Raw genomic sequence first — 13,147 nt, 5'->3', positions numbered from 1 at the left:
ATGTGTGGCGGGATGAGGACGACGTGGTGCGCGCATTGGCACCGTCGGAACAGCGATTTGTACGGCACGGCACCTACACGGGCCGGTCGGTGTCGGTATCGGGCGAGCTCGATCCGGCAGCGTTGAAAGAGGCTTTCGCCGCATTGCAGCTGGCGTTTCCGGTGGTGCTCTGCCGGATCGAGGAAGACGCGACGGGGTCGGGTTATCTACTGCCCCCGGGAGATTCGCGAGTAGGGGCTTCGGTCACCGCGGGCGACGTGGCGACTGTGAGTTTGCCGGCCACCCCGGTGGACCCCGCGACACAGCTGGCGTATCTGGACGCGGTGATGTCCGGCGCCGGTCGGTGGCGGGTCACGCTGTTCGCGCACCACAGCATCGCGGACGCCGGGCACTGCGTGGAGCTGCTGTCGCGGTTCTGGGGCTTTTACACCGACATCATCGAGTCCGTGCCGATAAGTGTTGTGCCGCAGGACTATCCGCAATCTCTGGAATGGCATGTGGCGCAGCGCGGCATTACCGAGGGGCGCGTGTCCGGCTTCGAGGGCGTGACGCGGCCGCTGCCACCGACGGTAGCGCCTGTCCCCGTTGGTGATCCGGCATCCAGTGTGCTGGTCCGGCCCAAGCGCGCACGACTGGATCAGGCGGCGACGGCGCGCATCGTCGGACTCGGCCATCATCGAGGCGTCAGCGTCAACGGGTTGGTCACGGCCGCGCTGCTGCGCGCTTACGCATCCGAAACATCGGATGCCGCAATCGGTCCAGTGCCGTTGAGCTGTCTGTATCCGGTGGATATGCGGTCGCGGCTGAACCCGAGGGTGGCGCCCGCCGCGGGCACCAACATGGCCGGACTCGCGTCATTCGCCGCCGGGATCGATCTCTCGGACAGTGTTCTCGCACTGGCCCAACAGATTTCGGAACGACTACGCGACGACCTGACCGACGGCATCGTGCAACAGTCGGTACTGCACTTCCCCGACTTCTATGGGACCAGCCGAACGCACGCCTTGGCCGAGCATGTCGCGGTCACCAATACCGGCGCAGTGCCACCGTTTCGGACACCCATCGGACTCGCGCTCACCGACTACGAAATCGTCTACCTGTCCGCCCACCCCAGGCCCTCGGCAGGCGCTGCTGCCGCGGTCACCTTCCTTCTCTACACGTTCCACGGCCAACTGACCGTCGGGCTGCTCGGCGGCGGTGCCGGCGCGGACCGACTGCTCGCCGCGGTAGGCAAAGAGCTGACCGCGCTGTCCGAGGAAACAATCGAGTTGGCCGCTACTGGTAGCTGACTCGGGTGGGTCGCATGACCAGCACGACGCGGCGGGGATGGTCGGCGACCGGTAGGTCAGTCCGTAGCGGCGAGGACGTCGAAGAAGTCGCCGGTGGGGTCGGGCTCGGGTGTCTCCACTGCGCGGCGGACCTCGAGGAGCGGTCCGGCTGGTCCGGATCGTTGAGGCTGATCGCTACCTGTGGATCGCCGCTTGGGGTGAGGGTCGTCGAGTGTCCGTAGCGCGGACGGGTGAGCAGGTCTTCGAACGTTGTTGTGTGCGGTCTGCGGCGGGGAAAGCGGCAGGCCGGTGCTGCCGTTCGGGCAGAATGCTTGGTGACAGCGGACGATCGGGTTGGAAGCGGGTGTGCCAGCGGTGGTGACGAACGGAGACCGGAGCGGGGTCGCAGCGGCAGCGGTCGGGGTGGCGGCGCTCGGGGTCGGTGAGGCGATCGCCGCGACCCGGGGTGGCTCACTGATCGACACCCTGGGGCGCGCGCTCATCGATGTCGCGCCGGTGCCGGTGGTCGAGGCCGCCGTCGCGGTGTCCGGTCGGCACGACAAGACCGTCACCCGGTTGGGTGTCGCCGCGGGTGTGGTCGCCGGCGCGCTCGGGCTCGGCGCGTTGCCGGAACGGCTGCGCACACCCGTCGCGGTGGCGGCCGGTGCCGGTGCGGCCGCGTTGGCGACGCGGCTGCCGACCCGCTCGACGTCCACCGTCGCCGGTGCGGTCGCGGCCTCCGGAGTGCTCGCCGCCGGCCTGCGCAGGCGGCCGCACGGACTCGGCGCGCTGGCCTGGCTGGCGACGGGCGCCGGGATGTTCGCGGCCGCGCACACCTTGCAGCACGACCTGGACCGCAAGCAGGACAACGACATTCGCCGGATCGGCCCGATGGGCGCGTTGGGCGTGGTGCCGCAGGACGGGCTCGAGGACGAGCCGGGGCTGTCCCCGCTGGTCACCGCGGCGCACCGCATGTATGTCGCCGATGTCAACCTGCGCCCGCCCCGGATCGATCCGGCCCACTGGCGGCTGTCCGTCACCGGCAAGGTCGCGCACCCGCTGCGTTTGTCGCTGGACGAATTAGCCGATGACGCAGTGGAATTCGATGCCGTCATGGTGTGCCTGCACAATCATCCCGGCGAAGGCAGGGCGGGCAACGGCCGCTGGTTCGGCGTGCCGCTGGCCGATCTGCTGAAACATGCCATCCCGGAATCCGACGCCACCCGACTGGTCACCAGGGCCGTCGACGGCTACACGATCTCACTGCCGCTCGACCCGCTGCGCTCCGGCGAATGGCCCGCCTACGTGGTGATCGGCATGAACGGCGAACCACTCACCCCCGCCCACGGCTTCCCCGCCCGCGTCTTCGTGCCCGGCCTCTACGGTCAATACACCGGCGCGAAATGGCTTGGCGAACTGGAACTCACCGACGACACCCACGCCGACTACTGGTGGCGCCGCGGCTGGCCCGCAGGCCCCCTCGCGGTGACACCACAGGCCCGCATCGACGTCACCGCACCCGGTCGCGCCGCCGCGGGCACCACCACGATCGCCGGAGTCGCCTGGGCCCCGCCGCACGGCATCGCCGACGTGGAAGTCCGCATCGACGAAGGCGACTGGCGCCCAGCCGATCTCGCCACCGAACTGGCTCCCGCCGCCTGGCGCCGCTGGCGCATCGCAGTGCAACTGCCACCGGGAGACCACCGGATCCAGGCCAGAGCCACCAGCCGCTCCGGCGAAGTCCAGGAAGGCCGACACCGCGCCCCCTTCCCCACCGGCCCGTCCGGCTTCCACACGATCACCATCCAGGTCTGACCGGCCCTTGATCTTGAAGGTCGGGACTTGGGCTACTTCGGGACGATCGGCTCCTGTAGTTCGGTGACCCAGCCGCTCGTGTCTTCGGTGTAGACCAGCGTGACCTCGCGGCTGGGACCGCTGAGGTGGTAGCCGTTTTCGTCGACCCAGCGGCCGAGCGCCTGCCAGGGTTCGAGCACCTCGTCCATGCTGCCGCGGTGGACGATCGTGGCGGCCTGGGGGACGGCGGGCAGGTCGACGATGGTGAAATCGTGCGCGTCGCTCGGGGCGAGGTCGACCGGCACGGCGGCGTGCGCGAGTACCGTGCCGTCTTCGCGCTGGTCGTAGTACGCGATGGCGCAGCCGATGATCGGCACGCCGACCTTCTCCAGTCGCTTGCAGATGTCCTCGAAGAGCGGGCCGATGACCGGGCCGATCGATTCAGGCTCGAAATCGCCGGCCACAGCAGATAATTCGGCTACTCGGACCGCCGGAATGGACTTGATGATCACGTCGTGGACAGGCATGGCGCCCTCTTTCTCGATGATACGGAGCCGCGTTTCGACCTGGACGAGCCGGGCGCGGTCGCTCGCGATGCGCTGTTCGAGCTCGGCGCGGCGCAGGGTGAGCATGCCGCGCAGTTCCGCGCCGCTCACCTGGTCGTCCAGAATCTGGCCGACCTGCTCCAGCGTGAAGCCGAGATCCTTCAGTGCGACAAGGCGATTGAGCCGGGCCAGCTGCCCGCCGGAGTAGAAGCGGTAGCCGCTGTGCTCGTCGACCCGATCGGGGCGTAGCAGCCCGAGCGCGTCGTAGTGGCGCAGCATGCGTACCGACACCCGGCCGTGTCTGGCGAAGTCTCCGATGGTGAACATAACGACTCCTGGTCTATGTCCTCACACGGTGTCAGGGTCAAGCATCAGAACCGGCCGCCGCGGCTGATCCGCCGCGAACCCGTCGAACCGCCGTAGGAGCCCGCGCTCCAGCTGCCCGACCCGGAGCGACGGCCGCCGCTTGCCGCTCCGCGCAGCAGTCCGTCGATCAGGATGCCGCCGAGCACCGCCCCGGCCTGCGACGTTCCCGACACCGGCTGGGCCGTCTCCCAGGCCCGCACGCTGGCCTGCGCGGCCTGCAGCGCCCGTCCGCCGAGGTCGGCGGCGGCCTGGGCACTGGTCAGTGCCCGCGCGGGATCGGTGGCGCTGAGTTGTTGCGCCGCATCGAGATTGCGTTGTGCCTCGGACAGCCGGGTGCGCGCCTCGGCGTCGATGCCGCCGCGCCGGGTGGCGATGTAGTCCGATGCGGCGCTCACGCGGGAGCGGGCGTCGGTCAATGCCTGATCGAGTCTGCGCCGCAGATCCTCGGCGGCGAATTTGCGATCGGTGGCCGCGGCGATGGCGCGATCCAGATCGCCGTCGGCGGCTACCGCGTCGTGGAAGGCGTCGAGCGGGTCGGCTGTCGCGGCGGCCGCGGCTTTGTCGAGGGTGGTCTGCGCGGTCGCTGTCGCGGCGGCCAGCTCCGGGCCGCCGTAACTGGAAAGCTCGGTGGCGGAGGCGATATCGCGGCGCAGTTCATCCAGCACCGCGGCCAGGCCGTCGCGCGCCTGCTGAATGTTGGCGGACGCGTTGTCGATTCCGTCGAGCAGCGATCGGGCTTGACCGACCGCCGCCTCCGCCGCGCGGATCGCGGCGACCGCGCCGCCCTGCTTGCCCACCGGCTGGGTGAGGGCCGCGCGTCCCGCGTCGATGTTCTGCTCCGCGAAGGTGATTCGTTCGCGCGCCATGGTCGCGTTGTCGTGAATCGGGGCGAGCACGCTGGCCGGGTGCGCGGCGGTGAGCCGGGTCAGTTCCGCCTCGGACGCGGGCAGGCGGCTCTTCAGCTCGACGAGATCCCTTGTCAGCCCGTCCAATCGGTCGGCGGCGTTGATCAGCAGATTGCGCATGGCGTCGAATTCGGCGACCTGGGCGTCGAGTTCGCGATCGGCGCGGCCGACCGTGCCGATCAGGTCGACCAGGAGCGTGCGCTGTTCGTCCGGCGTCTCCGGGATGTCGTCGTCGAGTCGCTGCCTGATCGAGAAGGCTTTGGAGGCAGCCGTTTTCGCATGCTGGAGCGCGGTATCGAAGGGCAGTGCGGCGGTCGTGCCGAACTCGCCGGTCGCCAGCTCCAATTCCTCGGCACTGGTGCGGATCGCATTGTCGATCTCGACGAGGGCCTCCCGCGAGCGCGCGTGCAACGCCTCCAGCGCAAGCGCAGCCAGCGCGGTGGTGTTGTCCGGGTCCACCTCACGTGCCGCCGCGAGCTCGGCCTTCGCACGGTCGCGCCGCCGCTTGCGCGCGAACAGCACGAACCCGCCCACCACCAGCACGACCAGCACACCGATGACGAGCAGGAAGCCGACGTTCACGCCGCCGCCCTGCATCGCAGACTTCAGGCCATCCGCCGTCGCGACACCCGCATCCGCCCACCGGCCATCCCGCAGCGCGGGCTCCACCTCGCGCGTCAGCAGGCTGTTCAACGTGGAATCGCTGACACCGCTGGGCAATTCCCCATAGAACCAGTAGGAGCGATCCCGCGTGGCGACCGCGAGCAACAGGTCGCGGCTACCGAACCCGGACTGCGACGCCGTGCGCTGCGCCCACACCTCCGGCCCGAGCCCGCCGAAGTCGCGCACGTAAACCACCCACAGCCGCACCTGCTGATCGGCGTACAGCTGATCCACCGCCGACCGCACCTGATCGAGCTGCCCGCCGTTCAGCGCCTGCGCGGAATCGACGACGTAGGTGTCCATCCGCAGCGGCGCCTCCGCCGTCCCCGTCGGCGCACCGACCAGCGCGGCCCCGGCGAACAGCACGCTGAGCACCACCCAGGAAGTCCAGCGGGCAACACGATTCGGCAGCGACATGGCACGAATCTATCGCGCAACCCCGTCCTCGGGCTGCTGGTCGACGCCGCAACCGGAAGTTCCGGGCCGGACGCGCGCCGCCACCCGCATTCCGTTGGATCACCAGCCGCCGCATGCCTCGGACGAAGCCGTGCTCGGCGGACCGGAACGCTGCCGACCAGGTGGGGAACTCGCGGAATGGCAGCCGATCGCGCCGGTCGATAGCATCGACGGTGTGATCAACATCGATCGCCCGTATACCGGTCATGTCTCGCCGGGTTCCGATCCGCAGCAGCATGACGTTCCGGGTGCCCGCATCGTCAAGATGTCCGTCGGCGGCATGGACAACAACTGTTACCTCGTGCAATGCACGGCCACCGGCGCGGCGCTACTCATCGACGCCGCCAACGAGGCCGAGCGTGTCGCGGAACTCATCGACGCCGTGGCGCCGGGTCAGCTCGGCGTCATCGTCACGACGCATCAGCATCCCGACCACTGGCAGGCGCTGAAGCAGACGACCGCTGCCACCGGAGCGCCCACCGCCGCACACGAACTCGACGCCGACCCGCTCCCGGTCCGGCCGGATCGCCTGCTCGACGACGGCGACCACATCCACATCGGCGAACTGACCTTCGAGGTCATCCACCTGCGCGGCCACACTCCGGGCTCGGTCGCCCTGGCCCTCACCGACGGCGACGAACGCGTCCACCTGTTCACCGGCGACTCGCTGTTCCCCGGCGGCCTCGGCCGCACCACCAGCCCGGCGGACTTCGACTCGCTCTACCGCGACGTCACCGGCAAACTCTTCGCCCGCTACCCCGACGACACTGTCGTCTACCCCGGCCACGGCGACGACACCACCCTCGGCACCGAACGCCCGCACCTGTCCGAGTGGCGGGAACGCGGCTGGTAGCCGGGATCCGGACCTGCCCGACTCGGGTAGATCCCCGAACAACCCGGGCGAAGCACCCGTACTGGCAGACTTGGGGAGTGGATTCGCCAACGATGCGCGCTCGAGCCGATGCGGCGCCCGGTCCCGTCCCGCCGCGCGGCTACGGCGCCGGGGTGCTGCGGTGGATTCGCCGACTCGTTGTCGGGTCGGTGTTGATGGGTTTGGTGCTGGTCGGCGGGACGGCGCTGCGGGTGTGGCAGGTGGCGCGCATCGACGATTACACGACGGCCGACGCCATCGTGGTGCTCGGCGCCGCGCAATATTCCGGCACACCGTCGTCGGTGTTCGAGGCGCGACTCGACCAGGCTTACCGGCTGTTCCGGCTGGGCGTGGCGCCGCGGGTGATCACCGTCGGCGGCAAACAGGAAGGTGATCTGTACACCGAGGCGGCGTCGGGCAAGAACTATCTGCAGTCGCGCGGGGTGCCGAGCGACAAGATCCTGGCCGTAGAGACCGGCTCGGACACCTTGCGCAGCATCGAGGCGGTCGCCACGGCCATGCAAGCCCGCGACCTGAGTTCCGCGGTGCTGGTGAGCGATCCGTGGCATTCGCTGCGCACCCGAATCATGGCCCGCGACGAGGGTCTCGACGCGTGGACCGCGCCGACCAGGACCGGGCCCGCGGTGTACACCCGCGAGTCGCAGGCGCACGGAATCGCCAGGGAGACAGGCGCTTTGCTCTGGTATCAGCTCACCCATTTCGCAGCGGACTTCCGATATACGGCAGGACAGTAGTGGACGGCTATACCGAACACGATTACGAGCGGCTCGTCGTCGAGCGCGCCAAGACCGCCGGACTCGGCCCGCCGCGCAGCGAATTCGAGTCCGGCCACCGCACCGAATTCGCCCGCGACCGGGCCAGGGTGCTGCACTCCGCGGCGCTGCGCCGCCTCGCGGACAAGACCCAGGTGATGGGTCCGCGCGACGGCGACACCCCGCGTACCAGGCTCACCCATTCGATCGAGGTCGCCCAGATCGGCCGCAGCATCGCCGACGGCCTCGGCTGCGACGCGGACCTGGTCGACCTGGCCGGGCTAGCCCACGACATCGGCCACCCGCCCTACGGCCACAACGGCGAAAAGGCCCTCGACGTCTTCGCCGACGCGCACGGCGGTTTCGAGGGCAACGCGCAGAACCTGCGCATCCTCACCCGCCTCGAACCGAAGGTGCTCGACGCCGACGGTGTCAGCGCGGGCCTCAACCTGACCCGCGCCTCGCTCGACGCCGCCCTCAAATACCCTTGGGGCAGAACGGGTCCCGCCACCAAATTCGGCGCCTACGACATCGACACCGATCGCCTGGACTGGATCCGCAAGGGCGCTCCCGAGCGCCGCCGCAGCCTGGAATGTCAGATCATGGATTGGTCCGACGATGTCGCGTACTCCGTGCACGATGTCGAGGACGGTGTGATCGCGGGCCGCATCGATTTGCGCGCACTGGCCGATCCCGTCGAACAGGATGCGTTGGCCAGCCTCGGCAGGCACAAGCACTACTCCCTGTCGGCGGACGAGTTGGTGGCTGCGGCCCAACGACTTTCGGAGCTACCCGTCGTTGCCGCGGTGACCGTTTATGACGGCACTCTCACCAGTTCTGTTGCGCTCAAACGACTTACGAGCGAATTGGTCGGCCGCTTCGCCACCGCCGCCATCCTCGCCACCCGTGCGACGGCGGGCAGCGCCGCTCTCTCCCGCTACCGCGCCGACCTCGAGGTTCCGCACGTGGTCGCCGCCGAAGTGGCCGTGCTCAAGACCGTCGCCCTCCGCTACGTCATGTCCGATCCGGACCACAAACTCCGTCAAGCCGCCCAACGCGACCGCATCCACGCCGTCGCCGAGGGGTTGCTCGCCGCCGCGCCGCAGAGTCTCGATCCGCTGTTGCTGCCGTGGTGGGACGCCGCCGACGACGACACCGCGCGGGTGCGGGTGATCGTGGACCAGATCGCCTCTTATACCGAGAGCAGGCTGGAGCGGGTCGCGGCGTCGTTCGGTCACTGATCGGCGTCGCGCGGCTTGCGCATGTGTACCGCCGCCACGCCCGCGTCGTCGAGTGTGACGAGGATGACGCGGCGGTCGGCGGGATGTGCGCTGCGGGTCGTCGGCCCGCCGCCGCGCTGTTCGGCAACAGTGAAGTCATCGATCCGGCTCGGGCGAGCAGCCATAGGTGAAAGACGTCGGTCCCGGCGGGTACGCTCACTGCCGTGCCCGGACGACTCCCTGATCGCGATATCGCGGCGATACGTGACCGCGTCCGCATCGAAGACATTGTGGGGGAGTACGTCGCGCTGAAGCGCGCGGGCGCCGACTCCATGAAGGGGCTGTGCCCGTTCCACGACGAGAAGTCGCCGTCGTTCCACGTGCGGCCGAATCACGGCCTCTTCCACTGCTTCGGCTGCGGTGAAGGCGGCGACGTCTTCGCGTTCCTGCAGAAGATCGACCACGTCGGCTTCGTCGAAGCGGTCGAGCAGATGGCCGACCGGATCGGCTACCAGATCAACTACGAGGGCGGCGGCACCTCGGTGCAGCGCGATCGTGGCACCCGTTCCCGGTTGGTCGCCGCCAACGCCGCCGCGCACGAGTTCTACATGGCTCAGCTGCGCGAGCCCGGCGCCGAGACGGCCCGCAAGTTCCTCACCGACCGCAATTTCGATGCCGCCGCGGCCGAGCAGTTCGGCTGCGGTTACGCGCCCGCGGGTTGGGACACGCTGACCAAACATCTGCTGCGCAAGGGTTTCGAGTTCAAGGAGCTGGAGGGCGCTGGGCTGTCCCGGCAGGGCCAGCGTGGTCCGATCGACCGGTTCCACCGCCGGCTGCTCTGGCCGATCCGCAACCTCGGCGGCGATGTCATCGGGTTCGGTGCGCGCAAGCTCTTCGACGACGACACCATGCCGGGCAAGTACATCAATACCCCGGAAACGATCCTGTACAAGAAGTCTCAGGTGTTGTTCGGCCTCGACCTGGCCAAGCGGGACATCGCCAAGGGGCATCAGGCCGTCGTGGTCGAGGGCTATACCGACGTGATGGCCATGCACCTGGCCGGCGTGAAGACCGCCGTCGCCTCCTGTGGCACCGCCTTCGGCGACGAGCACCTCGCGTTGCTGCGCAGGCTGCTGCTCGACGACAACTTCTGGCGCGGCGAGATCATCTACACCTTCGACGGTGACGCGGCGGGCCAGGCGGCGGCGCTGAAAGCCTTTGCGGGCGACCAGAAGCTGGCCGGGCAGACCTACATCGCGGTGGCACCCGACGGGCAGGACCCGTGCGAGCTACGCCAGCACTCCGGCGACGGCGCCGTTCGCGACCTGGTGGCGCGGCGTACTCCGTTGTACGAGTTCGTGATTCGCGGACTGCTCGCCGATCACAACCTGGACACCGCCGAGGGCCAGGTCGAGTCGCTGCGCCGGGCGATTCCGGTGGTCGCGCAGATCAAGGACAACGCGTTGCGCAAGGCGTACGCGACGAAGCTGGCCGGGTGGGTCGGCTGGGACGATATTCAGACCGTGGTCCGCCGGGTCGGCGACGAGGCCAAGCGCAACCGAATGGGCGGCGGTAGCAGCGCCGGTGGGCGGCCGGCGCCGCCCGCACGGCAGGCCGAGGTGATCGCCGAACATCCTGCGGCACGACCCAATCCGAACGATCCGACGCTCATGCCGCAGCGGCAGGTGCTCGCGGCGGCGCTGCAGTATCCGGCGATGGCCGGGTCGGTGTTCGACTCGCTGGAGGCGGACGCCTTCACACATCCCGCTTACGCGGCGGTCCGGTTGCTGATCTCCGAGGTGGGCGGTACCGGGGCCGGGCTCGGCGGTGCCGAATGGGTCAACGCCGTTGCGGATCGCACCGACGACCTGACCATGCGTGCGTTGCTGTCCGAGCTGGCGAACGAGCCGTTGCCGGTGAAGAACGCGTCCGGTATTCCCCGGTTCGTCGCCGGGGTGCTGGCACGAACGCAGGAGGCGTGGGTGGGCCGCCAGATCGCCGAGCTGAAGTCGAAGCTGCAGCGGGTGTCGTCCACTGAACAGCCCGATGACTACATGGCGTTGTTCGGGGATCTGGTGGCGTTGGAGCAGTACCGCAAGAGCCTGCTGACGCAGGCGATGGGCAATCACAACGACTTCGCCACCGGGGCTTAGTAACTCGCGTTCGGTGGGTCGACGGGAAGCAGCTGGATCAGATCCATCCCGTTGCGGTCGTGTTCGATCCGCGCAGCGCGGACCAGCCAGCGACCGGCCCCGAGCGGAACAGGCGCTTGGTCCGGCAGCACGCCGTCTGGGTTTGCCGCGGACAGGTCAAGGCCAGGATAGACCGAGTCCATCAACACACCCGGTCCGTCGGTCTCCCAGATGCCACATTCCTGCCACTCGATGGCCTCGTGCGCGAGCGTCGCCTTGGCGTCGGCGATGAGTTCATCCTCATCGTCGGCGTAGTACAGGCGGAGGAAACAACGGTGCTCGGATAGGTAGCAGGTGGTAGACGGTTCGTCGCCGAGCACGAGGGCCTGCGCGCCGCTCTCGCCGACCGTGATCAGTGCGGCGTAATCGAGTATCGCGCAGGCGCGGTCGTAGTCATCGATGGTCTCGCCGGTGCCGCCCAGCCGTCCTGTCGGAGTGCTGCCGGTCCATAGGTTCACCACGGAAACCGGGATGACTATGAGTGCTCCACCCGGCGAAGCCACCCAGCGGACAGAACGTTCAGGCGAGTCGGGTGCGGCTACTTGGTCAGCGTTGCGCACCGTGCTCAGCGGCGCAGCTGATCCTGGGGCACCAGGATGGTGGTGCGCTCGTCCAGTGGCTCCATCGGTTCCAGCCGCGGCTTGGTGCTGAGCTTGTCCGACAACTTCTGCCTGCCGACCAGCACCAACTTGCGGGTCACCGGGCTTTCCGACAGCGCACGGGTCGCGGCGCTGATCTGCTCGTAGCGAGCCCGCCCGGCCTTGCTGCCGAGTACATACCCGGCCGCCACGCCGATGATCAACCGCAGCATCTCGATGTGCTCCTCCCAGTTGCCTGTTCGCGGCTCTATCCTGCCCGACGCGCGGTGGCCGTGTCGATCCGGAGGGGCGCTTAGGGCAACCCTCCCGCGCGCCCTGTGTGGGCGAATTCGGCAACCGATCACGGAAAGCGGTAGGGGCCAGCGAGAATCGAGCAGATGACTGGCCTCTCGCTGACGACCGAGCGCCGGAACGAGCTGGCGGCGCTGCTGGACGACGATCAACGACTTCGCACCGAGTATCCGCGGGTGGCGGACTATCTCGCTACCGCGCCGATGCTGGGTGGCACCGGCGATGCCGGCGCGGACGCTGCGTTCGATCTGCGGTTTGTGCACTTCATGACAGGTGGGGAGTCCGCTGATCCGTACTGGGACATCGTCGGGCCGTCCGTGGGGATGGACGGTGATCGTCGAGTGGTGAACGGCGGGCGGTCCAACGGGAGCGCGCGTCTGGGATACGCGCAGACGATCTTGCAGTCGGTGTACGCCTACGCGGTGCCGTCGCCGGAAACGCTGAGCTGGGTGCAACGATTCAGGGAGGGGAGACGAGTGCTGGAGCTCGGTGCCGGACGCGGGTACTGGGCGCGGCAGCTCGCGCGGCTCGGCGTCGATGTCGCGGCGTTCGATTCGGAACCGCCGGACAAGTCCGAGAACCCGTCGTTTCCCGGAGCACCGGGCCAGCTGGACGTGTGGCATCGCGTCGGTGATGCGGCCGAGTACGCCGACGCGCCGAAGTCGGAGTGCGTACTTTTCCTGTGCTGGCCGCCCGGCTGGGGCGACCCGATGGCCTCTCGTGCGCTGCGCGACTTCGCGGCGGCAGGCGGCGAACGGTTGATCTTCATCGGCGAGCCGAAGGGCGGCAAGACGGGCGACGACGCGTTCTTCGATCAGCTCACCACCGACTGGGCACTGGAAAAGCAAGACCCGCACCATGTTTCGTGGTGGAACCTCGGCGATATCGCACAGGGGTGGATCCGCCGAAAGTAGACGGTGTCGGCCTGGCCGGGATTACCCCGACCAGGAGTCGAGACCGGACGTTGCTCAGGCGGCGAGTTCTTCTCGCTTGGCCCGATGCTCCTCGCACAGCTGTCGCGTGCTCCGGCGGATGAGCGCCGGATCCAATCGTTGTGCGAATGTCAGATTCTCGTTGCGCCAGCAATCGCCGCATGTGAACTCGCTCATGTCGGCCTCCTCGTTCCTTTGCTCAGCGGGTTGCTGAGGAGTGCCCACTTCGCCACGCGCTCAGCGTCTATGTATTCATACTCGTCCCCGATGGT

13 protein-coding genes are annotated in these 13,147 nt (G+C 68.5%); 7 read left to right on the top strand and 6 right to left on the bottom strand.

What is annotated here, in order from left to right:
* The first annotated feature begins 2 nt into the window (after nt 1-2).
* Nucleotides 3-1,289, top strand: coding sequence for an acyltransferase (locus tag ABZ942_RS16825; RefSeq protein ID WP_357382785.1), 1,287 nt, complete (start codon nt 3-5; stop codon nt 1,287-1,289).
* A 354-nt stretch (nt 1,290-1,643) separates the two neighbouring features.
* Entirely contained in the window at nt 1,644-3,083 is a 1,440-nt protein-coding gene (locus ABZ942_RS16820; RefSeq protein ID WP_357382783.1) for a molybdopterin-dependent oxidoreductase, read from the top strand.
* Nucleotides 3,084-3,115: 32 nt separating this feature from the next.
* On the opposite strand, the gene ABZ942_RS16815 is transcribed toward ABZ942_RS16820, so the two are convergent.
* Nucleotides 3,116-3,934, bottom strand: coding sequence for a MerR family transcriptional regulator (locus tag ABZ942_RS16815; protein WP_357382781.1), 819 nt, complete (start codon nt 3,932-3,934; stop codon nt 3,116-3,118).
* 44 nt (nt 3,935-3,978) lie between these two features.
* On the bottom strand, nt 3,979-5,958 hold the full coding sequence (locus ABZ942_RS16810) for a TPM domain-containing protein (RefSeq protein ID WP_357382779.1): 1,980 nt from the start codon (nt 5,956-5,958) through the stop codon (nt 3,979-3,981).
* Nucleotides 5,959-6,172: 214 nt separating this feature from the next.
* Between ABZ942_RS16810 and ABZ942_RS16805 the strand changes: the two genes are divergently transcribed.
* From ABZ942_RS16805 to ABZ942_RS16795, 3 genes are all read left to right on the top strand, one after another.
* Nucleotides 6,173-6,850: an MBL fold metallo-hydrolase gene (locus tag ABZ942_RS16805; RefSeq protein ID WP_357383197.1), complete on the top strand. Its 678-nt coding sequence runs from the start codon at nt 6,173-6,175 to the stop codon at nt 6,848-6,850.
* Nucleotides 6,851-6,942: 92 nt separating this feature from the next.
* Nucleotides 6,943-7,623: a YdcF family protein gene (locus ABZ942_RS16800; RefSeq protein WP_357383195.1), complete on the top strand. Its 681-nt coding sequence runs from the start codon at nt 6,943-6,945 to the stop codon at nt 7,621-7,623.
* A complete protein-coding gene (locus tag ABZ942_RS16795) occupies nt 7,623-8,882 on the top strand; it encodes a deoxyguanosinetriphosphate triphosphohydrolase (RefSeq protein WP_357382777.1) in 1,260 nt (419 codons plus the stop codon). The genes ABZ942_RS16800 and ABZ942_RS16795 overlap by 1 nt, the downstream gene beginning before the upstream one ends.
* On the opposite strand, the gene ABZ942_RS16790 is transcribed toward ABZ942_RS16795, so the two are convergent.
* Entirely contained in the window at nt 8,876-9,046 is a 171-nt protein-coding gene (locus tag ABZ942_RS16790) for a hypothetical protein (protein WP_357382775.1), read from the bottom strand. The two genes, ABZ942_RS16795 and ABZ942_RS16790, sit on opposite strands and share 7 nt — an antisense overlap.
* A gap of 39 nt (nt 9,047-9,085) precedes the next feature.
* Here ABZ942_RS16790 and dnaG point away from each other — a divergent pair, with 39 nt between their 5' ends.
* The gene (gene dnaG, locus ABZ942_RS16785) at nt 9,086-11,014 is read left to right on the top strand and encodes a DNA primase (RefSeq protein WP_357382773.1); all 1,929 of its coding nucleotides are present in this window, start codon (nt 9,086-9,088) and stop codon (nt 11,012-11,014) included.
* Here the strand turns inward: dnaG and ABZ942_RS16780 are convergent.
* Nucleotides 11,011-11,556, bottom strand: coding sequence for an Imm21 family immunity protein (locus tag ABZ942_RS16780; protein ID WP_357382771.1), 546 nt, complete (start codon nt 11,554-11,556; stop codon nt 11,011-11,013). The two genes, dnaG and ABZ942_RS16780, sit on opposite strands and share 4 nt — an antisense overlap.
* Nucleotides 11,557-11,618: 62 nt before the next feature.
* On the bottom strand, nt 11,619-11,864 hold the full coding sequence (locus ABZ942_RS16775; RefSeq protein ID WP_107654933.1) for a hypothetical protein: 246 nt from the start codon (nt 11,862-11,864) through the stop codon (nt 11,619-11,621).
* Between the two features lie 165 nt (nt 11,865-12,029).
* Here ABZ942_RS16775 and ABZ942_RS16770 point away from each other — a divergent pair, with 165 nt between their 5' ends.
* Nucleotides 12,030-12,857 (top strand): hypothetical protein, encoded by an 828-nt coding sequence (locus ABZ942_RS16770; protein WP_357382769.1) that lies wholly within the window; start codon nt 12,030-12,032, stop codon nt 12,855-12,857.
* Nucleotides 12,858-12,911: 54 nt separating this feature from the next.
* Here the strand turns inward: ABZ942_RS16770 and ABZ942_RS16765 are convergent, their stop codons facing one another.
* Nucleotides 12,912-13,052: a hypothetical protein gene (locus ABZ942_RS16765; protein ID WP_357382767.1), complete on the bottom strand. Its 141-nt coding sequence runs from the start codon at nt 13,050-13,052 to the stop codon at nt 12,912-12,914.
* Between the last annotated feature and the right edge of the window lie 95 nt (nt 13,053-13,147).

This window comes from Nocardia sp. NPDC046473, assembly GCF_040645995.1.
GTDB lineage: Bacteria > Actinomycetota > Actinomycetes > Mycobacteriales > Mycobacteriaceae > Nocardia.
Note: the sequence above shows the minus strand (reverse complement) of the source record. Positions and strands in the feature narration are given on the sequence as shown.

Bases quoted from the DNA above. Each gene is read 5' to 3' on its own strand.
- ABZ942_RS16815 (WP_357382781.1), bottom strand. From the start codon at position 3,934: ATGTTCACCATCGGAGACTTCGCCAGACACGGCCGGGTGTCGGTACGC.
- ABZ942_RS16810 (WP_357382779.1), bottom strand. From the start codon at position 5,958: ATGTCGCTGCCGAATCGTGTTGCCCGCTGGACTTCCTGGGTGGTGCTC.
- ABZ942_RS16800 (WP_357383195.1), top strand. From the start codon at position 6,943: ATGCGCGCTCGAGCCGATGCGGCGCCCGGTCCCGTCCCGCCGCGCGGC.
- ABZ942_RS16790 (WP_357382775.1), bottom strand. From the start codon at position 9,046: ATGGCTGCTCGCCCGAGCCGGATCGATGACTTCACTGTTGCCGAACAG.
- ABZ942_RS16775 (WP_107654933.1), bottom strand. From the start codon at position 11,864: ATGCTGCGGTTGATCATCGGCGTGGCGGCCGGGTATGTACTCGGCAGC.
- ABZ942_RS16770 (WP_357382769.1), top strand. From the start codon at position 12,030: ATGACTGGCCTCTCGCTGACGACCGAGCGCCGGAACGAGCTGGCGGCG.
- ABZ942_RS16765 (WP_357382767.1), bottom strand. From the start codon at position 13,052: ATGAGCGAGTTCACATGCGGCGATTGCTGGCGCAACGAGAATCTGACA.